The sequence below is a fragment of the Sphingomonas sp. genome, assembly GCF_036402235.1.
Taxonomy (GTDB): domain Bacteria; phylum Pseudomonadota; class Alphaproteobacteria; order Sphingomonadales; family Sphingomonadaceae; genus Sphingomonas.
The window spans coordinates 52,761-79,056 of sequence record NZ_DASWTG010000050.1 but is presented as its reverse complement, the minus strand read 5'-3'; the positions used below and the strand labels follow the sequence as shown (position 1 = coordinate 79,056).

Genomic DNA, 26,296 nt, shown 5'->3' with positions numbered 1-26,296 from the left:
GCAAGCAAAAAGGCCCGCTCCACCGCAGCGGAGCGGGCCTTCCTGGCGAACTGCGCGAGCGCCTTAATGCTGGGACGGCGCAAGCCCGGTGTTGAGCACCCAGCCGACATTGTCGTTCTCGTCGGCGACCTCCCACCACAGGCCGTTCTTGTTGCCGGTGGGATAGACCGTCGCGCCGGCCGGCAGCGTGCGGATCAGCTTGCCGCCCGCCGCAGCGGTGGCGCGCAGCGCGACCGGGCGCTGGGCGGTGAAAGTCTTGGCCGGCGCGGCCTGCGCCGTGCCCTCGTCGCCCGGGCGCACGAGACCGAGCTCGGTCACCAGCTTGGTATAGGCCTGGATGAACGACAGCGTGACGATCCGGCCGATGTCGGTGTTGTCATAGCCGCCGCCGACCGCACCGAGGCCGCCGCCGAAGATGCCGACCGCGCCGCCGCCGCCGAATGCGAGGTTGTTCTTGGCGGCATAGCCTTCGGTCGTCGCGATCGTCTCGGTCGTGCGGACGTTGGTGATCGAGAGGAGGGTGTTCGCCTCCATCTTCTTGCTGCGAAGACCCGCCGCGAGGCCGCCGAGACGGCCACCGACCAGCCCGCCGATCAGCCCGCCGGCGGCGCTGCCGCTGACATTGCTGTTGGCGCCCTGAATCTCCGCGACCATGACATAGTCCGCCGCCTTGATCTGGCCCTGGCCGACGTTCGAGCCGCGCTGCAGCCCGAGATGGCCGCCGATCTGGCGCTCACGCTCGGCCGCCTGCAGCCCGCTGCCGCGATCGACCAGGTTGAAGCAGCCCGAGCGCTGGACGAGAACCTTGAGCAGCTTCTGCGGCGAAGCCAGCGAATATTGGGTCCAGGGGCGCGGATCGTCGCCATCGACGACCGAGAGGGTGCCGAGCTTGCGGGTGCAGCGCGGCACGTCTGTCATGGTCGCTTCCTGCAGCTTCTGGCCGCTGCTGGGCTTCGCGAGTCGCTGGGCGGCCGCTGGGCCGGAAACGCACAGCGCGAGCGCGGTGAAAGCCACCGCGGGAGACTTCAACATCGATTTCTTCCCCTGTTACCAGTCGCGCCGAAATAGCCGATCCCGCAGACGGTGGAAATAGTTTCGAGTCCGCAATCGGCGGCTCAGATGGGGTAACGCTAACCCCTGTCCGGGGTCAGTTCTCGATCTTCGTGCGCTCGGTCGAGCCGCCCTCGATCGTCCAGAGATCGCCGAAATCCGCATGCTTGAGCTCGTCCGGCCGCTTCCCGCCGAGTCCGGCGACGAGATCGGGGACGGTGTTGCTGTGGCCCACGATGAGAACGGGGCCGCCGGCTGCCCGGGCGCGGGCGACGATCGCTGGGGTATCGCGCGGATCGTAGGTTTCGGGCGTGACGCCGACCACCGCCGCGAGCGGCGCAACGGTCTGGCGCGTGCGCTTGAAGTCGCTGACATAGATCGCCTTGAGCGTGCGGCCGTAGAACCATGAAGCGAGCTGGCTGGCGCGCGCCTTGCCCTGAGCGGTCAGGTCGGGATCGGCCTCGCCGGCGGGCGTGTCGTAGTGGCGCGTGACATAGATCGGCGCGTCTTGCGCGAAGGCGGGGAGGGCGATCAGGGCGGCGAGAGCGAGGATTAAATTGCGCATGCCGCTAGCTGTCCTACCGCAAGCCACTTCGCAAGACCCTTTACCCCTGCTAGGCGCGCGGAATCATGGCAACCGACCTTTCCCGTATCCGCAACTTTTCGATCATCGCGCACATCGACCATGGCAAGTCGACGCTGGCCGATCGCCTTATCCAGCGCACCGGCGGCCTGGCCGAGCGCGAGATGTCCGCCCAGGTGCTCGACAATATGGATATCGAGAAGGAGCGCGGCATCACCATCAAGGCGCAGACCGTGCGCCTCGACTGGAAGGGGCCGGACGGCAAGGATTACGTCCTCAACCTGATGGACACGCCCGGGCATGTCGATTTCGCCTATGAGGTGAGCCGCAGCCTCGCCGCGTGCGAGGGGGCACTGCTGGTGGTCGACGCGGCGCAGGGCGTGGAGGCGCAGACGCTCGCCAACGTCTACCAGTCGATCGAGCATGATCATGAGATCGTGCCGGTGATCAACAAGATCGACCTGCCCAGCGCCGAGCCGGAAAAGGTGCGGCACGAGATCGAGGAGGTCATCGGCATCGATGCCTCGAACGCGGTGCTGGCATCGGCCAAGTCCGGCATCGGCATCGACGAGATCCTGAATGCGGTGTGCGAGCGCATCCCGGCGCCCAAGGGCGATCCCGATGCACCGCTGAAGGCGATGCTGGTGGACAGCTGGTACGATCCGTATTTGGGCGTGGTGATCCTCGTTCGCGTCATGGACGGGACGCTCCGCAAGGGCCAGCAGGTCAAGTTCATGGCCAGCGGGACGACTCACCTGATCGACCGCGTCGGCTGTTTCCGGCCCAAGATCGAGAATTTGCCCGACCTGGGGCCGGGCGAGATCGGCTTCATCACCGCGCAGATCAAGGAAGTGGCGCAGGCGCGCGTGGGCGACACGCTGACCGACGCCCGGAAGCCGGCGTCCGAGCCGCTGCCGGGCTTCAAGGAAGTCCAACCGGTGGTGTTCTGTGGCCTGTTCCCGGTCGACGCCAACGACTTCGAGAAATTGCGCGAGAGCATTTCCAAGCTGCGGCTGAACGATGCCAGCTTCTCGTTCGAGATGGAGACTTCGGCGGCTTTGGGCTTCGGCTTCCGCTGCGGGTTCCTGGGCCTGCTGCATCTGGAGATCATCCAGGAGCGGCTGATGCGCGAATATGATCTAGACCTGATCACCACGGCGCCGTCCGTGGTGTACCAGATCGAGCTTACGCATGGCGGCGGGCATATCGAGCTGCACAATCCCGCCGACATGCCCGAGCCGAACAAGATCGAAAGCATCGCGGAGCCGTGGATCCAGGCGGTGATCTATGTGCCCGACGAGTATCTCGGCTCGATCCTGAAGCTGTGCCAGGACCGGCGTGGCATCCAGAAGAACCTGACCTATGTCGGCGGCCGTGCGCAGGTGACCTATGAGCTGCCGCTGAACGAGGTGGTGTTCGACTTCTATGACCGGCTGAAGTCCCTTTCCAAGGGCTATGCGAGCTTCGATTACGAGCAGATCGGCTATCGCGAGGGCGATCTGGTGAAGATGGGCATCCTCGTCAACGAGGAGCCGGTCGACGCGCTGAGCATGATCGTCCACCGCGCCACGGCCGAGGTGCGCGGACGCGGCATGGTCGAGCGGCTCAAGGAGCTGATTCCCCGCCATTTGTTCAAGATTCCGATCCAGGCGGCGATCGGCGGCAAGGTGATCGCGCGCGAGACGATCAGCGCGATGCGCAAGGACGTCACCGCGAAATGCTATGGCGGCGACGCCACCCGCAAGCGCAAGCTCCTGGAGAAGCAGAAGAAGGGCAAGGCGAAGATGCGCGAGTATGGATCGGTCAGCATCCCGCAGGAAGCCTTCATCGCCGCGCTGCGGATGGGCGAGGAATAAGCCTTAGCCAATCAGCGCGAGCAGCTCGGCGGGCTTGAGCTCGCGCACGAGCTGGTCGCGGGTGCATTGCTCGGGCGCCTTGTCGGGGCGCCAGCGGAGCAGGCGCGTGCCGTGGCGGAAGCGGCCGGCGGTGACCTGGTCGTAGCGGACCTCGGCGACCAGCTTGTGGCGCAGCTTCACGTAATCGCGCGCCTTGCCGCCGGTCCAGCGGCTGGGGCCGCCAGGGGCGTTGCCGGTGAAGCCGGGTTCGCCCTGATGCGGCGCGAGCTTGCGCTTGAGCGCGGCGCGCTCCCTGGCGGGGATCGCCGCGGTGAAGCCGACATGGTCTAGCTTGCCGTCATCATCGTAGAGGCCCAGCAGCAGCGAGACCACCAGACCCTTGGCATCGGTGCGATAGCCCCCGACGACGCAGTCCGCGGTGCGCAGCTGCTTGACCTTGACCATCGCGCGCTCGCCGGGCTGGTACGGCGCGTTGAGCGGCTTGGCGATCACCCCGTCGAGCGCGCCGCCGGTGCGGGCCAGCCAGGCTTCGGCAGCGGCGCGGTCGGGGGTGCAAGGGGACAGGATCAGCGCGGGCGATTCGATGCGCTTGTGGAGCGCCTCAAGCCGTTCGCGGCGCTGGGCGAGCGGTGTGTCGAGCAGCTCGTCGGGGCCAAGGCGCAGGCAATCGAACAGGATGAGTTGCGCGGGCGTCGCGACCGAGAGTTTCGCGATGCGCGAGGCTGCGGGATGCAGCCGCGCCTGCAATGCATCGAACGAGAGGCGGTCGCCGATCGGGATGACCAGTTCGCCGTCGAGGATGAAGCGCTTCTCAGGGATGGTCGCGAGCGCTTCGAGCATCTCGGGGAAGTAGCGGCCGAGCGGCTTGCCCGACTTGGACCAGATCGCGATGGCGTCGCTCTCACGCACCGCGATCGCGCGGAAGCCGTCCCATTTTGGCTCATACTGCCAGCCGGGCGGATCGGGCAGCGCCTCGGCGAGCCTGGCTTCCATCGGGGCGAAAGGCGCGGCGTCCATCCTGTCTCCTTTTGCGGGGGAGACGCACGTTTGCGGCGCGAGTTCCAATCCTCCCCCTGGCGGGGGGAGGTGGCGCCGAAGGCGACGGAGGGGGAGGAAGCGAGCCGCTCGTCGGTCGCCGTCCCTCCGTCAGGCTGCGCCTGCCACCTCCCCCTGGCGGGGGAGGATTTAGTTGGCTGGTCGATCCAGGTCGTTTCGTCAGAACGCGTAGGGCACCGGGGCGCGGACGTCGGGGTCGATGCGGATCTCGCTCGCCGCCGGCGGGAATGCGCGCTGGTCGCAGTCGGCGCGCGGGCAGATGCGGCAGCTGGTGCCGATCGGGGTGGCGATGCCGCCGGTGCGCAGGCCGTCGGCATAGACGAAGTCGGGCGCGTGGATCTCCTCGCACCCCAGCGCCACGGCGTAGCGGCGCGGCGGGCGGGCATAGCTGGCGGAGGGCTTGACCAGCCCCTTGGCCATCGAAACGTACCGCGCGCCGTCGGGCATCTCGGCCAGCTGGACGAGGACGCGGTCGGGGATCGCCACTGCTTCGTGCACCACCCAGAGCGGGCAGGCGCCGCCGAACCGCGCGAACTCCAGCCGCGTCGCCGAATGGCGCTTGGTGATATTGCCCGCCATGTCCACGCGGCAGAAGAAGAAGGGGATGCCCTGCGCGCCGGGCCGCTGGAGCGTGGAGAGGCGGTGGCAGGTCTGCTCGAAGCTGGTGCCGAAGCGCTGGCGCAGCCGGTCGATATCGTGCCGCACGGCGCGCGCCGCATCGCGGAAGCGGTTGTAGGGCATCAGCAGCGCGCCCGCGGCATAGTTGGCGAGGCCGAGCGACAGCAGTTCGCGCGCGGCGGGGGAGGCGAGGCCGCTCGTCTGGCTCACCGCGCGCATCTGCTCGCCGAACTCGAGCACCGCGAGCCGGTGCGCGAGCAGGAAGGCGCGGCTTTCGGGCGGGAGCACGCCGCTGATGACGAGGCGGCGGCTGTCGGCGGCGAAGCGTGAGAGGCGGGTGTCGTCGTCGCGCGCTTCCTCGATCTTCACGCCGTGCGTCGAGCGCAGGCGGCCCTCGATGCCGCGGGCGTCGTCGAGATTCTCCACCAGCGTTTCGGCGGCACGGTCGAGCACGTCGATATAGTTGCCCTCCGCCTGATACCAGTCACGGACCTCCTCCCAAGGCAGCGACCCGGCCGCGCCGGCGCCGCTTTCCACCTTGTCGTCGAGAACGCGAAGCTGGGCCTGGCTGCGGCGCCAGGCGTCGTGCAGCGCGACCATGCGGCGGGCGAGGGCCGGGTGCTTCTCGACCCCGCGCTGCACCGCGGCTTCGTCGAGCGCGCCGCCGGGGATGCTGGAATCGGTGCCGGCCTCGATCGCGCGGACCAGATCGGAAACGTGATGATCGTCGCCCACATCGCGCCACTCCTGCGGGAATTCGCGAGCGAGAGCGATCAGCACCGGCGGGGTGAGCGGGCGCTCCTCATTCTCGATCTGCGAGAGATAGCTGACCGAGACGCCGAGCCGCGTCGCCATCGCCGCCTGCGGCAAGGCGAGGCGCTTGCGCAGGTCGCGGACGCGGGCTCCGGCGAAAAGACGGCGGCGCGGCTGTTCCATGTCCCGCATCATATCTGCGGATATGAACGATGCAACTTCGCAACATTGCATTTGCGCCGGAGCCCGTGTCCTGTGAAGGCACCCGGCCAAGGAGCAGAATCATGTCTTCGACGATCGAGGAACTCGAGCGCCGCCGCGCCGCGGCACGGCTGGGCGGCGGGCAGAAGCGCATCGACGCGCAGCACGCCAAGGGCAAGCTCACCGCGCGCGAGCGGGTCGAGGTGCTGCTCGACGAGGGATCGTTCGAGGAGCTCGACATGTATGTCGAGCACAATTGCGTCGATTTCGGCATGCCCGATCAGGTCGTTCCGGGCGACGGCGTGGTCACCGGCAGCGGCACGATCAACGGGCGGCTGGTGTTCGTGTTCAGCCAGGACTTCACCGTGTTCGGCGGATCGCTGTCCGAGCGGCACGCGCAGAAGATCTGCAAGATCATGGACATGGCGATGAAGGTCGGCGCGCCCGTGATCGGCCTGAACGACAGCGGCGGCGCGCGCATCCAGGAGGGCGTCGCGAGCCTTGCCGGCTATGCCGAGGTGTTCCAGCGCAACGTGCTGGCGAGCGGCGTGGTGCCGCAGCTTTCCCTGATCATGGGGCCGTGCGCGGGTGGTGCCGTGTACAGCCCAGCGATGACCGACTTCATCTTCATGGTGAAGGACAGCTCATACATGTTCGTCACCGGACCCGATGTAGTGAAGACCGTTACCAACGAGATCGTCACGCAGGAGGATTTGGGTGGAGCGGTGACGCATACCACGAAGTCGGGGGTCGCCGACGTGGCCTTCGACAACGATATCGAGGCGCTGCTCGCGGCCCGCGACTTCGTGGACTTCCTTCCCGCCAGCAACCGCGATTCCGTGCCCGAGCGGCCGTGCGAGGACCCGTGGGACAGGCTTGAGGACAGCCTCGACACGTTGATCCCGCCCTCGGCCAACCAGCCTTATGACATGCACGAGCTGATCCGGAAGACGGTGGACGAGGGCGACTTCTTCGAGCTTCAGCCGAGCCATGCGGGCAACATCATCATCGGCTTCGGCCGGATCGAGGGGCGCACCGTCGGCATCGTCGCCAACCAGCCGATGGTGCTGGCGGGCGTGCTCGACATCAACTCGTCGAAGAAGGCGGCGCGGTTCGTGCGCTTCTGCGACGCGTTCGAGATCCCGATCGTGACCTTTGTCGACGTGCCGGGCTTTCTGCCGGGCGTCGGGCAGGAGCATAGCGGCATCATCAAGCATGGCGCGAAATTGCTGTTCGCCTATGCCGAGGCGACAGTGCCCAAGATCACGGTGATCACGCGCAAGGCCTATGGCGGGGCGTATGACGTGATGGCGTCGAAGCATCTGCGCGGGGACTTGAACTACGCCTGGCCGACAGCCGAGATCGCGGTGATGGGGGCCAAGGGCGCGGTCGAGATCATCTTCCGCGGCAAGACGCCTGAGGAAATCGCCGAGCGCACCGCGGAATATGAGGCACGCTTCGCCAACCCGTTCGTCGCGGCGAGCAAGGGCTTTGTCGATGAGGTGATCATGCCGCACTCGACCCGCCGCCGGATCGCGCTGGGGCTACGGAAACTGAGGAACAAGAGCCTCGAGAATCCGTGGAAGAAGCATGACAATATTCCGCTGTGATGGCCCAACCATCATCCCAGCGAAAGCTGGGATCTCGTGCGGCAAGCGATTGGTGCCAACCGTGAGAGACCCCAGCTTTCGCTGGGGTGACGAAGTCTTGTTCTTGTCGGGAGAAGGCCAATGAAACTCGGCCGGCTCAACCATATCGGTGTCGCGACGCCTTCGATCGAGGCGTCGGTCGCCTTCTATCGCGACGTGATGGGCGCGGAGACGATCCACACGCCGTTCGACCTGCCCGCGCAGGGGGTGAAGGTGTGCTTCGTCGACACGCCCAATACCCAGATCGAGCTGATCGAGCCGCTGGGCGAGAATTCGCCGATTCATGGCTTCCTCGCCAAGAACCCGGCGGGCGGGCAGCATCATGTCTGTTACGAGGTGCCCGATATTTACGAAGCCAAATCGTGGTTCGAGGCCAAGGGCGCGAAGGTGCTGGGCGAGCCGCGCATCGGGGCGCACGGGACGCTGATCTTCTTCGTCCACCCCAAGGACATGGGCGGCGTGCTCACCGAGATCATGGAGTCGCCGCGTGAGAGCCACTGACCGTCACCCCGGCCTTGTGCCGGGGGCCACCGGGCGTCACGCGATGGCGTCTATGGCGAGGGCATTGGGTGTGACGGCGTGGACCCCGGCACGAGGCCGGGGTGACGAAAGGGTTTTGGGATATGTCTGAAGACACGGTTCTCTACGAGCTGACCGACGGCGTCGCGACGATCCGGCTCAACCGGCCGGACAAGCTCAACGCAGTCACCCCGGACATGCTGATCCTGCTGCGCAATGCGCTGTGGCGCGCGGCGGACGAGGGCGCGCGCGCGGTGCTGCTGACCGGCGAGGGGCGTGCCTTCTGCTCGGGCGCCGACCTGGCCGCGCGGGGCGACGGGCCGAATGACGGTGGCGCCAATGTCGAGCGCTTCTACAATCCGGTGGCGGAGGCGCTGTCGAAGATCCCGGTGCCGGTCGTCACCGCGGTCAATGGTCCCGCGGCGGGCGCGGGCGCGGGGATGGCGCTGGGCGGCGACATCGTGGTGATGGCGAAATCGGCCTATATCCTGCTGTCCTTCTCCAACATCGGGCTGGTGCCCGATTGCGGCGTCACCTGGCTGGTCGCCAAGTCGGCGGGCCGCGCCAAGGCGCTGGAGATGGCGCTGCTCGGCGAGCGGCTGAGTGCGCAGGAAGCAAAGGACGCCGGCATGGTCGCGCGTGTCGTGGAGGACGACGAACTGATGGCGACCGCCCAAGGCATCGCCGCAACGCTCGCCGCCAAGCCGACCGTGGCGCTTGGCCTGATCCGCGATCAGGTGAAGGCCGCGCTCAACAGCACACTTTCCGAGACGCTGGGGATCGAGGCGAGGCACCAGCGCATTGCGGGCAAGACCGAGGATTTCCGGGAGGGAGTGACGGCATTCCTCCAGAAGCGCGCGCCGGAGTTCAAGGGGCGATGACTGGCTTTTCAACCGTTCGCCCTGAGCTTGTCGAAGGGCTGTCTTTCCCTTCGGCCGCAGTGAAGAAGTGCAGTGCTTCGACAAGCTCAGCACGAACGGACTTTGGGACGCATAATGACTGACCGGCCGACCCTGGATGCGTGGAAGGCGCTTTCCGACAAGGAAGTGAAGGGCCGTGACCTGACCTGGCACACACCCGAGGGGATCGACGTCAAGCCGCTCTATACCGCGGAGGACGTGACCGCCGATCCGGGCCTCCCGGGTTTCGCGCCGTTCACGCGCGGGGTGCGCGCGTCGATGTATGCGGGGCGGCCGTGGACGATCCGGCAATATGCCGGCTTCTCGACCGCCGAGGAATCCAACGCCTTCTATCGCCGCAACCTCGCCGCGGGGCAGAAGGGGCTCAGCGTCGCCTTCGATCTCGCCACGCACCGCGGCTATGACAGCGACCATCCGCGCGTGCCGGGCGATGTCGGCAAGGCGGGCGTGGCGATCGACAGCGTTGAGGACATGAAGATCCTGTTCGACGGCATCCCGCTCGGCGAGATGTCGGTGAGCATGACGATGAACGGCGCGGTGATCCCGGTGCTGGCCTTCTTCATCGTCGCGGGCGAGGAGCAGGGCGTGCCCCAGGCCCAGCTCGACGGGACCATCCAGAACGACATCCTGAAGGAGTTCATGGTCCGCAACACCTATATCTACCCGCCCGAGCCGAGCATGCGGATCATCTCGGACATCTTCGCATATACATCGGCCAACATGCCGAAATTCAACAGCATTTCGATCTCCGGCTATCATATGCAGGAGGCCGGAGCGACCCAGGTGCAGGAGCTCGCCTTCACCATCGCCGACGGCATGGAATATGTGAAATACGGGGTGGCCTCGGGCCTGGATATCGACAAGTTCGCCGGGCGGCTCTCCTTCTTCTTCGCGATCGGCATGAACTTCTTCATGGAAGTCGCCAAGCTGCGCGCGGCACGGGTGTTGTGGCATCGCGTGATGACGAAGCTGGGGGCGAAGGACGAGCGCAGCAAGATGCTGCGCACGCACTGCCAGACCAGCGGCGTGTCGCTGACTGAGCAGGATCCGTACAACAACGTCATCCGCACCACGATCGAGGCGATGGCGGCGATGCTGGGCGGGACGCAGAGCCTGCACACCAACGCGCTCGACGAGGCGATCGCGCTGCCCACCGACTTCTCCGCCCGGATCGCGCGCAACACGCAGATCGTGATCCAGGAAGAGACGGGGATGACCAAGGTCGTCGATCCGCTGGGCGGCTCTTACTATGTCGAGGCGCTGACTCGGGAGCTGGTCGACAAGGCGTGGGCGATCATCGAGCGGGTCGAGGCCGAGGGCGGGATGGCCAAGGCGGTCGCCGCGGGCTGGCCCAAGGCGATGATCGAGGAAGCCTCGGCCGCCACCGCCGCGCGGATCGACCGCGGCGAGCAGGTGATCGTCGGAGTCAACAAGTACCGCAAGGCCGAGGAAGACCCGATCGACATCCTCGATGTCGACAATCATGCGGTGCGCGAGGCGCAGATCGCGCGGATCCGCAAGGTGAAGGCGTCGCGCGACGAGGCCAAGTGCCAGGCCGCGCTCGATGCGCTGCGCGAGGGCGCGCGGGGCAGGGAGAATTTGCTGGCGCTGGCGGTCGAGGCGGCGCGGCATCGCGCGACGCTGGGCGAGATCAGCCTGGCGATGGAGGACGTGTTCGGCCGCCATGGCACCGTGCCGACGCCGGTACGGGGCATCTATGGCGGCGCCTATGCCGAGGACGTGCGCTGGGAGCGGCTGAAGGACGGCGTGGCGGCGACCGAGCGGCGGCTGGGGCGCAAGCCGCGCATGCTGGTCGCCAAGATGGGGCAGGACGGCCATGATCGCGGTGCCAATCTCGTCTCCTCAGCGTTCGGCGACCTCGGCTTCGACGTGGTGCCGGGGCCGCTGTTCCAGACGCCGAGGGAAGCCGCCGAGCTGGCGCTGGCGGAGAATGTCGATGTGGTCGGCGCCTCAAGCCTTGCCGCGGGGCACAAGACGCTGATCCCCGAGCTGATCGGGCATCTGCGCGACGCGGGCCGAGCGGATATCAAGGTGATCGCGGGCGGGGTGATCCCGGCGCAGGACTATCAGTTCCTGCGCGACGCGGGGGTGCAGGCAATCTTCGGGCCCGGAACGAACCTTGTAAATGCCGCCGCGGAGGTGTTGACGCTCCTCGGGCATAATTTGCCGCCCGAGGAGGAAGCAGCCGCATGATCGACGAAGACGAGCCGCAGCGGGGAGGCGAGATGCCGTTCGCCCGCGCCTATGACTATTTCAAGCATTTGGCCGGCATCTCGCTGGTGTCGATCGGCGGCGTGTTCGCATTTCTGGACGGTTCCGGCACGGCGCTCGATCCTCGCCGCGTCATCATCATCCTCGCCGCGATCGGCCTCGCCGGCGTGATCAGCCTGTTGATGGCGGGTTCGCTCGCCTCGATCGAGGTGAAACCCGTGCCGCATGCCAAGACGGCCCGAAGTGTGCGCTACGGCCTGATCGCCGCGACTTTCTTCCTCGCGCTCGGGCTCGGCGCGTTCATCCAAACCTTTTCATCGGCGATTCTAAAATGATCCGTACCGACTGGACCCGCGACGAGATCGCTGCGCTGTTCGACCTGCCTTTCCCCGAACTGCTGTTCCGCGCGGCGGAGGTGCATCGCGCGCAATTCGCGGCGGACGAGGTGCAGCTTTCGACATTGCTGTCGATCAAGACCGGCGGCTGTCCGGAGGATTGCGGGTACTGCAACCAGTCCACTCATGCCGAGACGGGCCTGAAAGCCACCAAGCTGATGGACGTGCGCGCGGTGCTTCAGGCGGCGGCACAGGCCAAGGACAACGGCTCGTCGCGCTTCTGCATGGGCGCGGCGTGGCGCAACCCCAAGGACCGCGACATGCCCGCCATCGTCGAGATGGTGAAGGGCGTGCGGGGCATGGGCATGGAGACCTGCATGACGCTGGGGATGCTCAGCGAAAAGCAGGCGGCGATGCTCGCCGAGGCGGGTCTGGATTATTACAACCACAATATCGACACCTCGCCCGAGCGCTATGGCGAGGTCATCACCACGCGGACGTTCGAGGACCGGCTCGAGACGCTCGATCATGTGCGCGAGGCGGGGATCAACGTGTGCTGCGGCGGCATCGTCGGCATGGGCGAGACGCGCGGTGACCGGGTGGGCTTCATCCACGCGCTGGCGACGCTGCCGAAGCATCCCGAGAGCGTGCCGGTGAACGCGCTGGTGCCGGTCAAGGGTACGGTGCTGGGCGACATGCTGGCCGATACGCCGTTGGCGAAGATCGACGAGATCGAGTTCGTTCGTACCGTCGCGGTGGCGCGGATCACGATGCCGCAGAGCATGGTGCGGTTGAGCGCAGGCCGCGAGAGCATGAGCGATTCGACCCAGGCCTTGTGCTTCATGGCGGGGGCGAATTCGATCTTCACCGGCGACAAGCTGCTGACCACCGACAATGCCGGCGACGACAAGGACGCGGCGCTGTTCGCGCGGCTGGGGATGCGGCCGATGCAAGGCGAGGTGAAGGTGGAGCTGGAGGCGGCGGAGTGAGCTACGCCGATGGGGTCGCCTCCAGGAACTGGCGCTATATCGGCTGCTTCCTGCTCGGCATGGTCCTGTCGCTGGTCACGCTCGCCGTCGCAGCGTTGTGGTATCTGAGTTTTTGGGATTCCAGCACTGGCACTTACCGAGCTGTAGTCATCGCCGATTTTTTGATCGTGCCGGGCACAGTGATCGGGTCAGGTCTCGTCCTCTGGCTCTACTTCCAAAAGTTCATGCGAGATCGAACCTGATGTTCAAAAAAATCCTGGTCGCCAATCGCGGGGAGATCGCCTGCCGCGTGTTCCGCACCGCCAAGCGGATGGGGATCGCGACGGTCGCGGTCTATTCGGACGCGGACGCGCACGCGCCGCATGTGCGGATGGCCGATGAGAGCGTGCGGCTGGGGCCGGCGCCGGCGGCGGAGAGCTATCTCAAGGCCGAGCTGATCCTTGCCGCGGCCAAGGCGACCGGGGCGGATGCGATCCATCCCGGCTATGGCTTTCTGTCGGAGCGCGAGAGCTTTGCCAAGGCCTGCGCCGAGGCGGGCATCGCGTTCGTCGGGCCTCCGCCCAATGCCATCGCGGCGATGGGCGACAAGATCGAGTCCAAGAAGCTCGCCAAGGAAGCGGGCGTCAACGTGGTGCCCGGCTTCGTCGGGGTGATCGACGATACCGAGCATGCGGTGAAGATCGCGGCCGAGATCGGCTATCCGGTGATGATGAAGGCATCGGCCGGCGGCGGCGGCAAGGGGATGCGGCTGGCCTATAGCGAGCAGGACGTGCGCGAGGGGTTCGAGGCGACCAAGCGCGAAGGATTGGCGAGCTTCGGCGACGACCGCGTGTTCATCGAGAAGTTCATCGAGAGCCCGCGCCATATCGAGATCCAGGTGCTGGGCGACCAGCATGGCAACATCGTCTATCTCGGCGAGCGGGAATGTTCGATCCAGCGGCGGCACCAGAAGGTGGTCGAGGAGGCGCCGTCACCCTTCGTCAGCCCCGAGATGCGCCGGAAAATGGGCGAGCAGGCGGTCGCGCTGTCGCGGGCGGTGGGCTATTATTCGGCGGGAACGGTCGAGCTGATCGTCAGCGGCGCCGACAAGACCGGCGACGGCTTCTACTTCCTCGAGATGAACACCCGGCTTCAGGTCGAGCATCCGGTGACCGAGGCGATCACGGGATTGGATCTGGTCGAGCAGATGATCCGCATCGCAGCGGGCGAGAAGCTCGCTTTTGGGCAGGATGACGTCAAGCTCACCGGCTGGGCGATCGAGAATCGCATCTATGCCGAGGACCCGTATCGCAGCTTCCTGCCCTCGACCGGGCGGCTAGTGCGCTATCGTCCGCCCGCGGCGCAGGACACGCCTTATGACGAGGTCGGTGGGGAAGGCTATGTTCGCGTCGACGACGGCGTGGCCGAGGGCGGTGAGGTCAGCATGTTCTACGACCCGATGATCGCCAAGCTGATCACCTGGGGGCAGACGCGCGACGCGGCCGCCGACCTGCAGGTCGCGGCGCTCGACCGGTTCGAGCTGGAGGGGCTGGGCAACAATATCGATTTCCTCTCGGCACTGATGCAGCATCCGCGCTTCCGCTCGGGCGAACTGACCACCGGGTTCATCGCCGAGGAATATCCCGAGGGCTTCGAGGGGGCACCGGCCGATGCGATGCTGACACGGCGGCTCGCCGCGCTGGCAGCGGTGCTGACCTGGCGCCAGGCCGAGCGCGCATCGATGATCTCGGGGCAGCTTGGCGCGATGCCGCTGGCGCGATGCGACTGGGTGGTCCGCATGGGCGCAATCGCCCATGAGGTGACGCTGGGCGATGGCGCGGTGGTAGATGGCGAACTGATCGAGGGCGGCGTCGAATGGAATCCCGGCGACCGGATCGCGGTGGTGCACGGCGATGGCGGCGAGCTGGCGGTGCGGGTTGCGAAGACACGGACCGGGTGGGTGCTGACGACGCGGGGGGCTGCACACCGGGTGGATGTCTATCGCCCGCGGGTCGCCGAGCTGGCGAAGCACATGATCGAGAAGATCCCGCCGGACATGAGCCGTTTCCTGCTCGCGCCGATGCCGGGGCTGCTGACGCGCGTCGAGGTGGCGGCGGGCGACAAGGTCGAGGCGGGGCAGCCGCTCGCGGTGGTCGAGGCGATGAAGATGGAGAACATCCTGCGCGCCGAGAAGGCGGGTGTGGTGAAGGCGGTGAATTTCGGAGCGGGCGAGAGCCTGGCGGTGGACGCGGCGATTTTGGAATTCGAGTGATGTGTGCTCCTGCGAAGGCAGGAGCACAGTACGGCAACCCGGCCGCTTGTGTCTCTGGGCTCCTGCTTTCGCAGGAGCACGGTGGCACCGCTATTCCAGCCCTGCGTCGAGCGAATCCAGGATCCGCGCGCCGGCCATGAACACGGCAATGGGGCAGGCCGCGAACAGCATCCAGCCGCCCATGCCTGGATATTGCTCGAGATAGTGGATGCCGCGATCGACTGCGCCGACGCCGAGCGCGTAGATCACCATGAACGCTTCGAAGCGGGTCTTGATCGTGAACAGCCGTTTGACGCGGGCGAACATGCTGATCGTTAAGCAAGAACCGGACCAGCCGCAGAAATCCGCGGTTTCACGTTAACGGATAGGGTTAGCTGTCAATTAATTCGACAGTTCCGAGCAGATCGAACAGAGCCGCCCGGGCGGCCTCGATGCGGGCGATGAGGGCAGGGTCCCCGATCTCGTCCTGCGCGATGGTTTCGGGCCAGCGCACCTGGACCAGTTCCGCGATGCGATCGAGCTTGTTGTCGTCGACCAGAAAGCGCGGGTCGATCGTCGCAGGATCGGCGACGACGCGCAGGCGCAGACAGGCGGGTCCGCCGCCATTGGCCATCGACTGGCGCACATCGACCACCTCGAGGTGCCGGATCGGCCCGTTGCCGGCGACATGGGCCTGGAGCCACTGCCACACGCTCGGCGTGTCGCGCGCCTCGGTCGGGAGGATCAGCGCTGTCTCGCCCGAGGGAAGCGTCACCAGCTGAGCGTTGAACAGATAGGAGGCGATGGCGTCGGCGAGGCTGACGGCGGACGCGGGCACCTCGACGATCTCGACCTCGGGCATCAGGCGGCGAAGGTCGCCGTAGAAGACGTCTCTTTCCGCAAAGGCCTGTTCGTGAGCGAAGAGGACGCGGCCATTGGCGACCGCGACTACGTCATTGTGGAAGGCGCCGGCGGCGATGGCCGCTTCGGACTGCTGGACGAACAGGGTGTGCGCCGGGTCGAGGCCGTGGCGGCGGGCCACGGCTTCGCTGGCCTCGCGGTGCTGGCGGGCCGGGAAGGGACCGCCGGAGACGCCGTAGACGAACACCTCGATGCCGGGCGCGTCATGCTCGGGGCAGAGGCGCATGTGATTGGCCGCACCCTCGTCGCCGAACGGGGCCGGGACCGGGCCGTGGACGCGGAAAGCGTCGTTGGCGAAGGCGATGCGGAGCTGCGCCAGCGTGCCGGGCCATTCATGGCTGCGGTGGGGCATCGTCACGAGGTTCGCCACCGAAAGGTGGCAGCGGCCATCGGCGGTGTCGGGTGCGGGCGAGACGGTGGCGGCGTTCGCCGCCCACATCGAGGATGCGGACAGCGCCTGCGCCTGAAGATGCGGGGCGGCATCGGCGTAACGGGTTGCGAGCGAATCCAGCCAGCGATGGTCAGGACGGGCATGGGGCAGGAGGATGCCCTGGGTGAGGCCAAGCGCGAGGTTGGCGCGCATCTTGGCGATGCCCTGCAGCGCGGCGGCGCGTGGTTGCGAGACAGCGCCGCTGTTGCGGGTCGCGGCGAGATTGCCGGGGCTGAGGCCCGCATAATTGTGGCTGGGGCCGATCAGCCCGTCGAAGTTGATCTCAACGCGGGGCATGACGGACTTCCTGCCCCGGCTCGACGCCGAGGATCGATGCGGAGGCGCCGTCCACCGTGACTCCCCCGTCGCTCAGCCCGATGCGCCCGTGGCAGGCGCGGAAGTCGCCGAGCCGGCCGCGGGCGATGATGCTTGCGCTACCGCCGTCGGCGACCTCGGCGACCTTGTCTGTTCGGGAATCGCGCACGGTCATCACCTGATCGGTGCGTGCAGTCATCGTCGGGCCGCCGTCGAAGATGTCGATATAGTTCTCGAAGGCGAAACCCTCATGCTCGAGCATCCGCATCGCGGCGCGGCCGGAGGGGTGGGGCAGGCCGATCACGCTGCGCGCGCCTTCGGTGAGCATCGCGGTGTAGATCGGGTGCTTGGGCATCAGATCGGCGATGAACTGGTTGCCGTGGATCGCGTTGAATTCGTCGGCCTGCTGGAAGTTCATCCCGAAGAAGCGGCCCGCGACACCGTCCCAGAAGGGCGAGCCGCCCGCCTCGTCGATCACGCCGCGCAGCTCCGCGAGGATGCGGTCGGCGAAGCGGGCGCGGTGCATCGCGATGAACAGATAGCGGCTGCGGGCGAGCAGCATACCGAGCCCCCCGGCGCGCTCGCCCGGATGGAGGAACAGGCCGCCGACTTCGCTGCAGCCTTCGAGATCGTTGGTCAGGCTCAGGATTTCGGCGCGGAAGGTGCGGGCGAGCGCCTCGCTGTGCTTGGTCTCGATGCCGAGGCGGTAGCTGTAGAAGGGCCAGCGCTGGCCGACCTGAGTGAAGATCTGACAGGTGCCGCGCACCTCGCCAGTCTCGACATTCTCGAGCACCAGCACGAACAGCTCGTCCTTGAGCGCATCGTCGGCGCGGCCGAAGGCGAGCGCGCTGCGTTCGAGCTTGGCGCGCAGCGCAGGTTTCTCAGGCGGCAGGTTGGTGAAGCCGCCGCCGGTGAGCTTGGCCATCTCATAGAGCGCCTGGAGATCGTCCTCGCGGGCGGGGCGGATCAGGAAGCTCATACGCTGCCTTTGTCAATGATGCGGAGGATAGTGAGGGCGGAGAGCGCGGCGCGCTCGGGCAGGCTTTCGGGGATCAGAAATTCCTCCGCACTGTGGATCGCGCCGCCCCGCGCGCCCATGGTGTCCACCACAGGCACGCCGCAGGCGGCGATGTTGTTGCCGTCGCACACCCCGCCGGTGGCTTTCCACGCGACGGGGATGTCGAGATCGGCGCCGGCTTGCTTGACCAGGCCGAACAGGCGCTCGGCGGCCGGGTCGAGCGGCTTGGGCGGGCGGTTGAAGCCGCCATGGACATGAACGTGCACATCGTGCGTGGCGGCGACCTCAGCGCTTGCTGTCTCAACCGTCGCGGCAGCGCGGGCGATGGCTTCGGCCGAGGCGGGACGGAAGTTGACGCGCAGGATGGCGAGGTCGGGCACGACATTGTTGGGACCTCCGCCCTCGATCCGGGCGGGATTGACTGCGAGCCCGTCGCCCTTCGCCGCGGCAAGCCGGAGAGCAAGGTCGGCGGCGGCGACAATGGCGTTGCGGCCTTCCTCTGGATTGCGGCCGGCATGGGCGCCGCGGCCGCGCACCACGATCGAGAAATTGCCGGTGCCGCCGCGGGCTCCGGCGAGCGTGCCGTCGGGCAGGGCAGGCTCGTAGGTGAGCGCGGCGGCCTTGCCCTTAGCGGCCTGTGCGATCAGCGCGGTGGAGGCGAAGGAGCCAGTCTCCTCGTCCGAGTTGATCACCACCTCATAGCCGAAGCGTTCAGCGGCGGGCGTCGCCTCCACTGCCCGGAGCGCGGCGAGCATCAGCGACAGGCCGCCCTTCATATCCGCGGCGCCGGGGGCGTTGAGGTGGCCATCGGGCATCCACGCGGCGGTCTGGAAGGGGTGATCGGTGGGGAAGACGGTGTCCATATGGCCGGTGAACAGCATTTGGACGGGCGCTTCGGGCCGTACGCGCAGATGCAGATGGCGGCCGTGCGCGAGGGCGAGGACGTCGCCCTTGCCGTCAACCGTCTCGACCGGAGCTGGCTCGACGAGGGTCAACTCACCGGGCAGCGCGGCGAAGGCGCTGGCGAGCATCTCCGCCATCGTCGCGAGGCCGGAAAGGTTGCGCGTGCCGCTGTTGACCGCGACCCAGCGCTCGACCTGGGCCAGCATCGGCGCCGCACGGGCATGCTCGATCGCGGCGGTTTCGATTGCGGTAAGGGCCATGCGCGGCAGGTGTATCGGGTGATCTGCGGCGGGTGAACCCCCGGCGACAGGAAAGTTTCCTGTGATACGGGTTCGGCGGTAGCGGTGCTGGAAAGTCCCAAAAGTCACACTGCCACGCGTGCGCGAGGTGGTGGACGAAGTTGACACGCCCCTGAGGGGAAGTTGACTCTTGCGGCATGTTTTCGCGCGCGGGCGTCAAGCGCAGGATCGACGGAGTCAAAGAGCGGCCGGGGATGCCGGACGCGCGGATTGGAGCAGGCGGAATCCAACATTGCAATGACCGGGAGCGGTGGCTGTGGCAGCCTTGGCTGCAACGTGAACGGGCCGCTCCACTCGACGCGCGAGGGGAGCGGCCCGACGCGGGATACGGCTGCGTTACGAGCCGGCGCGGCAGCGCGTCGGCCGGTCGATCCGGCAGTCGCCGCCGCTGAGGCAGCGCGCGAGCCCGGGCGTTGCCTTTGGCCAGATCGAATCGTCGATCTCGGCGAACAAGCCCTCTGCAAATTCGCGCGTGGAGACGTAGTTTTCGGGCGATTTCTCATCCGACGTTGGTTCGTGATGCAAGAAATATCCCTGCAAATATCTGTCGCAGAAATCCGCATATGATCGCGAGTGCAGCAGGAAGGTGTGCCACATATCATCGACCGTTCGCGAAACGGTCTTTCTCCCCTTCATGAAATGCGCGGTCACGGCAAATTGCTTCCAGGCGGTGAATACCCGCTCGGCTTCTTCCATCGAACATTTGTGATCTTCGGCATATCGCTTGAGAACGGCATCGTTCGTATAGGACATCAAAGGAGCGACCAGATCGTCGTACTGATCCTTTAGCTCATTCGTAGAAAAGAACTGCATCCTATCCCCCTCCTGTTAGAAGGAGGTTAGCAGATACTTGCGGAAGTAAGATGTCAAGCGGGCGAATTGTGGTGGCGCAGTATGCCTTTTGCAGGGAAAGATAGCGCGTAAGAAGCCGGACGCCGGATCAGGTACAGAAGGATAACGAGAAAGGGGCCGTTTCGGATCTTTCCTCAGAAATCCACCAGCAGCGACGCCCTGCTCGTCGTGTCCGTCGTCTTGCGCCCCGACGGCGGCATGCTTTCGTAGTTCACCGCGTAGGACATCTGCGCGGAGAAGGGGCCGAACAGCTTGGCGCGCAGCGCGGTCTTGCCCGTGATCGTGCTGTTGGAGCTCTGCACATAGGCCGCGGCATCCTGGCTGAAGGTGATGCTGCGCGACAGCTTCCAGTCGAAATCGAGCTTGCCGCGCGCGGCGAGCTGGCTTTCGACGCTGTCGTCGGTGAGCGCGGTGTGGCGGAAGGCGGGGCCGAGCTCGACGTCGAGCCGCATCGCGCCATTGTCGATCGCGGTGTAGCCCGCCCCCGCCGACAGCGAATAGCGCTGGTTGAAGCCGGCGAAGCGGTCGCTCTCGAACATCGCCGCGCCGTAGATATAGGCGCGGTCCTCGACCTTGTAGTTGAGGTCGTAGGCGGCGATGTAGCGTTCCTGCGTCGTCCGGCCGAGGCTCTCCTGATAATCGGCCTGGAGCCGCAGCTTCTGCCGCCAGAGAAAGCCGTCGCGCTTCACATCGACCACGCCGGTGAGGCCGACCGTCTCGGAGTTGCCGGTATTGACGAAGCCGCCCAGCTCGGCACGGCCCTTGACCAGATCGAGGAAGCGCGCCTCACGCAGGCGGCGCTGGGCGGCCTCGCGCCGCTCGTCCCGCCAGTTGCCCGCGGCCTTCTGGACGATCTCGGCGCTCGGCTTGTCGCCGGCCTTGGCATATTTGGCGATCGCATTGACCGCCGCTTCGTCGCCCGCGCGCATCGCGGCGTCGAGCATCGCCTGGATCGCAGGCGGAACCTCGGGCGGGGCGGTGTCTTCGGCCGCTTCCTTGCCGTCGCGCGCACCCTGCGCCTGTGCGGCGGCGGGCAGAAGGACGGCGATGGTCAGCGGGGCGAGCAGGGGGAGGATCGTCCGGCGCATATTTGTCTCATTAATTCTGCAATGCGGCAAAATCGAGATCGGGTTGCGGTTCAGGCGGGGTTTAATCCTCCCCCGCCAGGGGGAGGTGGCAGGCGTAGCCTGACGGAGGGGGCGGGCAGCGACCAGCGAGCGGCGGGAGTCCTCCCCCTCCGGCGCCTTCGGCGCCACCTCCCCCTTGCGGGGGAGGATTGAAGCTCTAGGCGGAACGCTCGGCGGACAGACCGAGCGGCCCGGCGAAGAGTTCCAGCAGCCGGGCGTAGAGCTCGCGCTTGAACGGCACGATGACGTGCGGCAGCTCGGCGGGGTCGATCCAGCGCCAGGCGCGGAACTCGGGCTCGGCGGTGGCGATGTCGATCGCCTCGTCCCCGGCGGTGAGGCGGAACAGGAACCAGCGCTGGCGCTGGCCGCGCCACTTGCCCTTCCACACCTTGCCCAGAAGATCGTCGGGCAAGTCGTATTGCAGCTCCTCGGGCGCCTCGGCGACGAACTCGACCGCGTCGCGGGGGACGCCGGTCTCCTCCCATAATTCGCGATAGGCGGCCTCGAGCGCGTCCTCGCCCGGATCGATCCCGCCCTGCGGCATCTGCCATGCCTCGAGCGTCGAATCGAGGCGCTGGCCGACGAACACCTGGCCGTCGCGGCTGAGCAGCATCACGCCTGCGCAAGGGCGATAGGGAAGCGCGTCGCGATCGATCATGCTGCGGCCTGCACCATCACGCGGTTGGCCTCGGCCTCGACCAGCACGTCCTTGAACGCGGCGAGCATGCCGGCGACGTCGCCCTGCGCGGAAGGGATCGCCTTGCGCAGCGTGAGGAAGCCGTGGATGTTGCCCGCGGCCTCGCGATAGACGACGGGCACGCCTGCGCCGATCAGCGCCCCGGCATAGGCACGGCCCTGATCGCGGATCGGATCGAGCCCGGCCGTGACGATCACCGCGGGCGGCAGCCCGGCGAGCGATTCATTGACCATCGGCGAGCAGCGCGGGTGCGCGACGTCGGCGGCATAGCATTCGGAAAACCAGTCCATGCCGCGCTTCGTCAGCAGATAGCCTTCGGCAAAGGCTTCGAGCGAGGCATGGTCGGTGCCGAGATCGGTGGCGGGATAGATCAGCAGTTGCGCGATCACCGGCACCGCCGCGGGCTTGTCGCGCAGGTCGATCGCGGCGACGGCCGACATCTGCCCGCCCGCGCTGTCGCCGGCAAGCGCGATCGAGGTGACCGCGCGGCCCAGCTCCGCGGGGCCGGAGGCCACCCAGCGCGCCGCGGCCTCGGCATCGTCGGACGCCGCGGGCCAGGGGTGTTCGGGGGCGAGCCGGTAATCGACCGAGACGATCGGCAGGTCGAGCGTGCGCGCCATCTCCGCGACGATCGAGGCGTGCGTATCGACATTGCCGATGACGAAGCCGCCGCCGTGGAAATAGATCAGCACCGGGCCGGGTTCGCGCCGTTCGCGCGCGTCGAACAGCCGGGCGGGGATGGTGCCGGCGGGGCCGGGGATGGCGAGATCGCGGACCACGGCGAGATCACCCGCGGGGAGATCGACCAGGTCCTTCATCGCCGCATATTGCGCGCGATAGACGGCGGGCTGGGGCGGCCATTCGGGCTGCGGCATTGCTGCCAGCATATCGAGAAAGGCGCGGACGTCTGGGCGGACAAAAGGTGAGGCCAAGGCATCGTCTCCAATCTGGTTGGCGCCGTTCTAAGGCCAATCGGTCTTCAGTTTCCATCCTCCCCCGCCAGGGGGAGGTGTCAGGCACAGCCTGACGGTGGGGGCGGATGCCAGAACGCGCGTTGGGCTTCCTTCCCCCTCCGTCGCCTTCGGCGCCACCTCCCCCTGGCGGGGGAGGATTGCGTGGGCCGTTCTAGGCGAGCCATCAACGCCGCGTCCACGGTGAACCCGCGCTTCGCCGCAAGGAAAGAAGAAATTCGCTACCCCGCGCGCAATTTGGCTGCTAGGGGCGCGGGCATGTTTCGAAAACGGCCCATTATCACCACCCGGAACGCGACCCGCTGAACCAGCCGGTCGTGGCATTCGGGTTTGCCGCGAAACATCTTCAACCGGCGGGCGGCAGGCCCGCTGACTTCTCACTGAAAAATGACTATGTCGCTGCCCGAAATCCGGGCGGCTCGACCGCATGAAAGGGTCTTATATGGGTTACCGCGTCGTCGTCGCAGGCGCCACCGGCAATGTCGGTCGCGAGATGCTCAACATCCTGGCCGAGCGGGAATTCCCGATCGACGAGCTGGCAGTCGTCGCCTCCTCGCGCTCGACCGGCGACATGGTCGATTTCGGCGAGACCGGGAAACAGTACAAGATCCAGAATATCGAGCATTTCGATCCCACCGGCTGGGACATGGCGCTGTTCGCGATCGGATCGGACGCGACCAAGGTGCACGCACCACGCTTCGCCGCGGCGGGCTGCACCGTGATCGACAACTCGTCGCTCTACCGCATGGACCCCGACGTGCCGCTGATCGTGCCCGAGGTGAACCCGGAGGCGATCGACGGCTACAAGGCGAAGAACATCATCGCCAACCCCAACTGCTCGACTGCCCAGATGGTGGTGGCGCTGAAGCCGCTGCACGATGCCGCGACGGTCAAGCGTGTGGTCGTCGCGACCTATCAGTCGGTATCGGGTGCGGGCAAGGCGGGGATGGACGAGCTGTTCGAACAGTCGCGCAACATCTTCGTCGGCGACCAGGCCGAGCCGAAGAAGTTCACCAAGCAGATCGCGTTCAACGTGATCCCGCACATCGACAGCTTCCTGGACGACGGATCGACCAAGGAAGAGTGGAAGATGGTGGTGGAGACCAAGAAGATCCTCGATCCCAAGGTCAAGGTGATCGCGACCTGCGTGCGCGTGCCGGTGTTCGTCGGCCACTCCGAGGCGGTCAATGTCGAGCTGGAGCGCGAGCTGTCGGCGCAGGACGCGCAGAAGATCCTGCGCGAGGCGCCGGGGATCATGCTGGTCGATAAGCGCGAGGATGGCGGCTACGTCACCCCCGTCGAATGCGTGGGCGACTATGCGACCTTCGTCAGCCGCGTGCGCGAGGACGTGACGGTCGAGAACGGCCTTGCCTTCTGGTGCGTGAGCGACAACCTCCGCAAGGGCGCGGCGCTCAACGCGGTGCAGATCGCCGAGCTGCTCGGCCGCCGGCACCTCAAGAAAGCGTGACGATCCGGCGGATGCGCCTTCCCGCCGCGCAGCGTTGGTGGCTGCTCGCATGCCTTGCGGGCGTGCCGCTGAGTGCGGTGGGGGCGGCGTATCCGCCCAATACCTGGTTGCAGGTCGGGCCGGTCGTTGTGGGCGCCGGCCTTGGCTGGTGGGCGCTGCGGCGCTGGCCGATGAGCAATGCGAGCGTGGCGTGGGTCGGCGCGTTCGTGCTGCTGCACCTGTTCGCGGCGCGCTGGACTTATAGCAGCGTGCCGTACGACGCCTGGGGGCAGGCGGCGTTCGGGTTCAGCATCGACAAGACGCTGGGGTTCGAGCGCAACATGTTCGACCGGCTGGTGCATTTCGCGTCGGGCCTGTGCTTCGCGCGGCCGCTGGTGGAGATCGGCATGCGCTATGGCGGGCTGGGGCGGCGCATGGCGATCCTCGTCATGGTGCTCGCGGTGTTGGCGATCGGCGCGCTCTACGAGATCTTCGAATGGACGCTGACGATCGGGATGAGCCCCGAGGCGGCGGATATGTACAACGGGCAGCAGGGCGACATGTTCGACGCGCCCAAGGATATGGCGCTGGCGCTGCTCGGGTGCCTGGTGCCGCTGGCGTGGCACCGGTGGTGGTTTGCCGGGATCAGTGCCCCGCCGCAGCCGGATCGTTCGCGACCGGACCCTTCGGTTTCTTGAGGAACAGCACCAGCGGGATCGCCAGCGCGGTGACGATCATCATCGCCTTGAAGTCATTGAGATAGGCGATCATCGCCGCCTGCCGCGTCACTTCGGCATTGGCCATCGCCAGCACGGTATCCGTCGTGGCGCCGAGATCGGCGAGCAGGCCGGGGTCGAGGGTCTGGAGGCGATCGGCGGTGATGTGCTGGCTCAGATCGGCATGGCTGGTCTGGGTGCTGCGCGCGAGCACAGTCGTGACCAGCGAGATGCCGATCGACGCGCCGATGTTGCGCGACAGGTTGAGCAGGCTCGCACCCTCGGTGCGCTGGTGCGGCGAGAGGGTGGCGAAGGCCATGCCGTTGAGCGGCATGAAGATCAGGCCCATGCCCAGCCCCTGGATGAAGCCGGAAATGATGAACGGCCAGCTGTCCATCTCGAGCGTCCACTGGGTCATGTCGTAGAGCGACCAGGCGGCGAGCGCGAAGCCGGTGCCGACCGCGATGCGCGGGTCGAGCCCGCGTGCGATCAGCCGCGCCGAGAGCGCCATCGTCACCAGCACGCCGATGCCGCGCGGCATCAGCAGCAGGCCGGTATCAACCACCGGATAGCCGTAGAGATTCTGCAGCATCGGTGGGAGCAGCGCCATCGTCGCCATCATCACCACGCCCACCACCTGCATGAAGGCGAGCGCGGTGACGAGGTTGCGGTTCTTCCACAAGCCGCGCTCGAACATCGGGTTCCTGCCCGTCGCCATATGGACGGCGAACATCCAGAGGGCGATCGCCGCGGCCAGCATCTCGATCCAGATCTCGATCGAGGCAAACCAGTCCTCGCCCTGGCCGCGGTCGAGCATCAGCTGGAGCGCGCCGATGCCGATCGCGAGCAGCGAGAAGCCGAACAGGTCGAAGCCGCGCTTGCGGATCGGGCGGCTGGGCAGCAGCCACCACAGGATCGCGAGACAGATCGCGCCGAGCGGCAGGTTGACGTAGAACACCCAGCGCCAGTTGAAATTCTCGGTCAGATAGCCGCCGAGCACCGGGCCGAGGATCGGGCCGATCATGATGCCCATGCCCCACACGGCCATGGCGCGCTGCTGGTCCTTGGGCTCGTTGATGTCGAGCATCACCGTCTGGCTGAGCGGGTTCATGAACGCCGCCGAGATGCCCTGGAGGATGCGGAAGGCGACCATCTCCTCGAGATTCTGCGCCATGCCACACAGCGCGGAGGAGACGACGAAGCCGACGATCGAGATGAGGAACAGGTTGCGCGAGCCGATCCGGTCGGAGACCCAGCCGGTGATCGGGATCGCGATCGCGGAGGCGACGATGTAGCTCGTCAGCACCCAGGTGATCGTGTCGGCGGTCGCGCCGAGCGAGGTCTGCATGTGCGGCAGCGCGACGTTGGCGATGGTGGTGTCGAGGATCTGGATGATCGTCGCCAGCATCACGCCGAAGGTGAGCAGCCCCTTGTTGCGCACCGGCAGCGCCGCGCCCGAGGGGGGCGAGGTAGGCGGGGCCGGGGAAGAAGCTGCTGCGGTGGCCATCGGACTGCTCAAGTTTGAAGACTATTTGCTCGTCATTCCCGCGCAGGCGGGAATCCATTGCCGCTGGCGTTGCGGCTCTATCGAGAGGCTAGCCAGAATGGA

The 26,296-nt window shown here is 66.7% G+C and carries 24 protein-coding genes; 11 read left to right on the top strand and 13 right to left on the bottom strand.

The genetic code is table 11. From position 1 onward, the window contains the following. Positions 1 to 63: 63 nt before the first annotated feature. Entirely contained in the window at positions 64 to 1,032 is a 969-nt protein-coding gene (locus VGD28_RS10215) for a CsgG/HfaB family protein (protein WP_331028235.1), read from the bottom strand. Positions 1,033 to 1,147: 115 nt separating this feature from the next. After that, positions 1,148 to 1,615: a phosphoglycerate mutase family protein gene (locus tag VGD28_RS10210; RefSeq protein WP_331028234.1), complete on the bottom strand. Its 468-nt coding sequence runs from the start codon at positions 1,613 to 1,615 to the stop codon at positions 1,148 to 1,150. A gap of 65 nt (positions 1,616 to 1,680) precedes the next feature. On the opposite strand from VGD28_RS10210, the gene lepA reads away from it, so the two are divergent. Beyond that, positions 1,681 to 3,489, top strand: a complete 1,809-nt coding sequence (gene lepA, locus VGD28_RS10205) for a translation elongation factor 4 (RefSeq protein ID WP_331028233.1) — start codon at positions 1,681 to 1,683, stop codon at positions 3,487 to 3,489. Between the two features lie 3 nt (positions 3,490 to 3,492). On the opposite strand, the gene VGD28_RS10200 is transcribed toward lepA, so the two are convergent. Both VGD28_RS10200 and VGD28_RS10195 read right to left on the bottom strand, forming a co-directional pair. Beyond that, complete coding sequence (locus VGD28_RS10200) at positions 3,493 to 4,506, bottom strand: ATP-dependent DNA ligase (protein WP_331028232.1); 1,014 nt, start codon at positions 4,504 to 4,506, stop codon at positions 3,493 to 3,495. 198 nt (positions 4,507 to 4,704) lie between these two features. Then, entirely contained in the window at positions 4,705 to 6,099 is a 1,395-nt protein-coding gene (locus VGD28_RS10195) for a helix-turn-helix domain-containing protein (RefSeq protein ID WP_331028231.1), read from the bottom strand. A 101-nt stretch (positions 6,100 to 6,200) separates the two neighbouring features. On the opposite strand from VGD28_RS10195, the gene VGD28_RS10190 reads away from it, so the two are divergent. The 8 genes from VGD28_RS10190 to VGD28_RS10155 all read left to right on the top strand — a co-directional run bounded on the left by VGD28_RS10190 (position 6,201) and on the right by VGD28_RS10155 (position 15,012). Next, positions 6,201 to 7,727 carry an acyl-CoA carboxylase subunit beta gene (locus VGD28_RS10190; RefSeq protein WP_331028230.1) on the top strand — a complete coding sequence of 509 codons (1,527 nt, stop codon included), beginning with the start codon at positions 6,201 to 6,203 and terminating at the stop codon, positions 7,725 to 7,727. A gap of 120 nt (positions 7,728 to 7,847) precedes the next feature. Further along, positions 7,848 to 8,267 (top strand): methylmalonyl-CoA epimerase, encoded by a 420-nt coding sequence (mce, locus tag VGD28_RS10185; RefSeq protein WP_331028229.1) that lies wholly within the window; start codon positions 7,848 to 7,850, stop codon positions 8,265 to 8,267. Between the two features lie 122 nt (positions 8,268 to 8,389). Continuing rightward, positions 8,390 to 9,166: an enoyl-CoA hydratase-related protein gene (locus tag VGD28_RS10180; protein ID WP_331028228.1), complete on the top strand. Its 777-nt coding sequence runs from the start codon at positions 8,390 to 8,392 to the stop codon at positions 9,164 to 9,166. 114 nt (positions 9,167 to 9,280) lie between these two features. Beyond that, positions 9,281 to 11,419 (top strand): methylmalonyl-CoA mutase, encoded by a 2,139-nt coding sequence (gene scpA / locus VGD28_RS10175; protein WP_331028227.1) that lies wholly within the window; start codon positions 9,281 to 9,283, stop codon positions 11,417 to 11,419. After that, positions 11,416 to 11,772: a hypothetical protein gene (locus VGD28_RS10170; protein ID WP_331028226.1), complete on the top strand. Its 357-nt coding sequence runs from the start codon at positions 11,416 to 11,418 to the stop codon at positions 11,770 to 11,772. Before scpA ends, VGD28_RS10170 begins: the two co-directional genes overlap by 4 nt. Continuing rightward, on the top strand, positions 11,769 to 12,761 hold the full coding sequence (bioB, locus tag VGD28_RS10165) for a biotin synthase BioB (protein ID WP_331028225.1): 993 nt from the start codon (positions 11,769 to 11,771) through the stop codon (positions 12,759 to 12,761). The genes VGD28_RS10170 and bioB overlap by 4 nt, the downstream gene beginning before the upstream one ends. Next, positions 12,758 to 13,003: a hypothetical protein gene (locus VGD28_RS10160; protein ID WP_331028224.1), complete on the top strand. Its 246-nt coding sequence runs from the start codon at positions 12,758 to 12,760 to the stop codon at positions 13,001 to 13,003. Before bioB ends, VGD28_RS10160 begins: the two co-directional genes overlap by 4 nt. Then, on the top strand, positions 13,003 to 15,012 hold the full coding sequence (locus tag VGD28_RS10155; RefSeq protein ID WP_331028223.1) for an acetyl/propionyl/methylcrotonyl-CoA carboxylase subunit alpha: 2,010 nt from the start codon (positions 13,003 to 13,005) through the stop codon (positions 15,010 to 15,012). Before VGD28_RS10160 ends, VGD28_RS10155 begins: the two co-directional genes overlap by 1 nt. A 90-nt stretch (positions 15,013 to 15,102) precedes the next feature. On the opposite strand, the gene VGD28_RS10150 is transcribed toward VGD28_RS10155, so the two are convergent. The 8 genes from VGD28_RS10150 to VGD28_RS10115 form a co-directional block, all read right to left on the bottom strand. Beyond that, entirely contained in the window at positions 15,103 to 15,318 is a 216-nt protein-coding gene (locus tag VGD28_RS10150) for a hypothetical protein (protein WP_331028222.1), read from the bottom strand. Between the two features lie 64 nt (positions 15,319 to 15,382). Next, positions 15,383 to 16,639 carry an N-succinylarginine dihydrolase gene (locus tag VGD28_RS10145; protein ID WP_331028221.1) on the bottom strand — a complete coding sequence of 419 codons (1,257 nt, stop codon included), beginning with the start codon at positions 16,637 to 16,639 and terminating at the stop codon, positions 15,383 to 15,385. Continuing rightward, positions 16,626 to 17,636, bottom strand: a complete 1,011-nt coding sequence (locus tag VGD28_RS10140) for an arginine N-succinyltransferase (protein ID WP_331028220.1) — start codon at positions 17,634 to 17,636, stop codon at positions 16,626 to 16,628. Before VGD28_RS10140 ends, VGD28_RS10145 begins: the two co-directional genes overlap by 14 nt. Continuing rightward, positions 17,633 to 18,838 carry a hydrolase gene (locus VGD28_RS10135; protein ID WP_331028219.1) on the bottom strand — a complete coding sequence of 402 codons (1,206 nt, stop codon included), beginning with the start codon at positions 18,836 to 18,838 and terminating at the stop codon, positions 17,633 to 17,635. The genes VGD28_RS10140 and VGD28_RS10135 overlap by 4 nt, the downstream gene beginning before the upstream one ends. Positions 18,839 to 19,213: 375 nt before the next feature. Continuing rightward, positions 19,214 to 19,690, bottom strand: a complete 477-nt coding sequence (locus tag VGD28_RS10130; protein WP_331028218.1) for a hypothetical protein — start codon at positions 19,688 to 19,690, stop codon at positions 19,214 to 19,216. Between the two features lie 173 nt (positions 19,691 to 19,863). Then, positions 19,864 to 20,817 carry a DUF481 domain-containing protein gene (locus tag VGD28_RS10125; RefSeq protein WP_331028217.1) on the bottom strand — a complete coding sequence of 318 codons (954 nt, stop codon included), beginning with the start codon at positions 20,815 to 20,817 and terminating at the stop codon, positions 19,864 to 19,866. Between the two features lie 196 nt (positions 20,818 to 21,013). After that, a complete protein-coding gene (locus VGD28_RS10120) occupies positions 21,014 to 21,514 on the bottom strand; it encodes an RNA pyrophosphohydrolase (RefSeq protein ID WP_331028216.1) in 501 nt (166 codons plus the stop codon). Further along, complete coding sequence (locus VGD28_RS10115; RefSeq protein ID WP_331028215.1) at positions 21,511 to 22,485, bottom strand: alpha/beta hydrolase; 975 nt, start codon at positions 22,483 to 22,485, stop codon at positions 21,511 to 21,513. Before VGD28_RS10115 ends, VGD28_RS10120 begins: the two co-directional genes overlap by 4 nt. Before the next feature lie 481 nt (positions 22,486 to 22,966). Here VGD28_RS10115 and VGD28_RS10110 point away from each other — a divergent pair, with 481 nt between their 5' ends. Together VGD28_RS10110 and VGD28_RS10105 are read left to right on the top strand one after the other, a co-directional pair. Next, entirely contained in the window at positions 22,967 to 23,992 is a 1,026-nt protein-coding gene (locus tag VGD28_RS10110) for an aspartate-semialdehyde dehydrogenase (RefSeq protein ID WP_331028214.1), read from the top strand. Further along, positions 23,989 to 24,669 (top strand): DUF2238 domain-containing protein, encoded by a 681-nt coding sequence (locus tag VGD28_RS10105; protein ID WP_331028213.1) that lies wholly within the window; start codon positions 23,989 to 23,991, stop codon positions 24,667 to 24,669. Before VGD28_RS10110 ends, VGD28_RS10105 begins: the two co-directional genes overlap by 4 nt. Here VGD28_RS10105 and VGD28_RS10100 read toward each other — a convergent pair. Next, positions 24,617 to 26,194 (bottom strand): DHA2 family efflux MFS transporter permease subunit, encoded by a 1,578-nt coding sequence (locus VGD28_RS10100; RefSeq protein ID WP_331028212.1) that lies wholly within the window; start codon positions 26,192 to 26,194, stop codon positions 24,617 to 24,619. The genes VGD28_RS10105 and VGD28_RS10100 overlap by 53 nt on opposite strands. Positions 26,195 to 26,296: the final 102 nt, after the last annotated feature.

What these genes read in the sequence shown, in the direction of transcription:
- lepA (WP_331028233.1), top strand. Translation starts at nt 1,681, where the DNA reads ATGGCAACCGACCTTTCCCGTATCCGCAACTTTTCGATCATCGCGCAC.
- VGD28_RS10125 (WP_331028217.1), bottom strand. Translation starts at nt 20,817, where the DNA reads ATGCGCCGGACGATCCTCCCCCTGCTCGCCCCGCTGACCATCGCCGTC.
- VGD28_RS10200 (WP_331028232.1), bottom strand. Translation starts at nt 4,506, where the DNA reads ATGGACGCCGCGCCTTTCGCCCCGATGGAAGCCAGGCTCGCCGAGGCG.
- VGD28_RS10210 (WP_331028234.1), bottom strand. Translation starts at nt 1,615, where the DNA reads ATGCGCAATTTAATCCTCGCTCTCGCCGCCCTGATCGCCCTCCCCGCC.
- VGD28_RS10155 (WP_331028223.1), top strand. Translation starts at nt 13,003, where the DNA reads ATGTTCAAAAAAATCCTGGTCGCCAATCGCGGGGAGATCGCCTGCCGC.
- VGD28_RS10110 (WP_331028214.1), top strand. Translation starts at nt 22,967, where the DNA reads ATGGGTTACCGCGTCGTCGTCGCAGGCGCCACCGGCAATGTCGGTCGC.
- bioB (WP_331028225.1), top strand. Translation starts at nt 11,769, where the DNA reads ATGATCCGTACCGACTGGACCCGCGACGAGATCGCTGCGCTGTTCGAC.
- scpA (WP_331028227.1), top strand. Translation starts at nt 9,281, where the DNA reads ATGACTGACCGGCCGACCCTGGATGCGTGGAAGGCGCTTTCCGACAAG.
- VGD28_RS10140 (WP_331028220.1), bottom strand. Translation starts at nt 17,636, where the DNA reads ATGAGCTTCCTGATCCGCCCCGCCCGCGAGGACGATCTCCAGGCGCTC.
- mce (WP_331028229.1), top strand. Translation starts at nt 7,848, where the DNA reads ATGAAACTCGGCCGGCTCAACCATATCGGTGTCGCGACGCCTTCGATC.
- VGD28_RS10215 (WP_331028235.1), bottom strand. Translation starts at nt 1,032, where the DNA reads ATGTTGAAGTCTCCCGCGGTGGCTTTCACCGCGCTCGCGCTGTGCGTT.
- VGD28_RS10130 (WP_331028218.1), bottom strand. Translation starts at nt 19,690, where the DNA reads ATGCAGTTCTTTTCTACGAATGAGCTAAAGGATCAGTACGACGATCTG.
- VGD28_RS10195 (WP_331028231.1), bottom strand. Translation starts at nt 6,099, where the DNA reads ATGGAACAGCCGCGCCGCCGTCTTTTCGCCGGAGCCCGCGTCCGCGAC.
- VGD28_RS10180 (WP_331028228.1), top strand. Translation starts at nt 8,390, where the DNA reads ATGTCTGAAGACACGGTTCTCTACGAGCTGACCGACGGCGTCGCGACG.
- VGD28_RS10190 (WP_331028230.1), top strand. Translation starts at nt 6,201, where the DNA reads ATGTCTTCGACGATCGAGGAACTCGAGCGCCGCCGCGCCGCGGCACGG.
- VGD28_RS10120 (WP_331028216.1), bottom strand. Translation starts at nt 21,514, where the DNA reads ATGATCGATCGCGACGCGCTTCCCTATCGCCCTTGCGCAGGCGTGATG.
- VGD28_RS10170 (WP_331028226.1), top strand. Translation starts at nt 11,416, where the DNA reads ATGATCGACGAAGACGAGCCGCAGCGGGGAGGCGAGATGCCGTTCGCC.
- VGD28_RS10135 (WP_331028219.1), bottom strand. Translation starts at nt 18,838, where the DNA reads ATGGCCCTTACCGCAATCGAAACCGCCGCGATCGAGCATGCCCGTGCG.
- VGD28_RS10100 (WP_331028212.1), bottom strand. Translation starts at nt 26,194, where the DNA reads ATGGCCACCGCAGCAGCTTCTTCCCCGGCCCCGCCTACCTCGCCCCCC.
- VGD28_RS10145 (WP_331028221.1), bottom strand. Translation starts at nt 16,639, where the DNA reads ATGCCCCGCGTTGAGATCAACTTCGACGGGCTGATCGGCCCCAGCCAC.
- VGD28_RS10150 (WP_331028222.1), bottom strand. Translation starts at nt 15,318, where the DNA reads ATGTTCGCCCGCGTCAAACGGCTGTTCACGATCAAGACCCGCTTCGAA.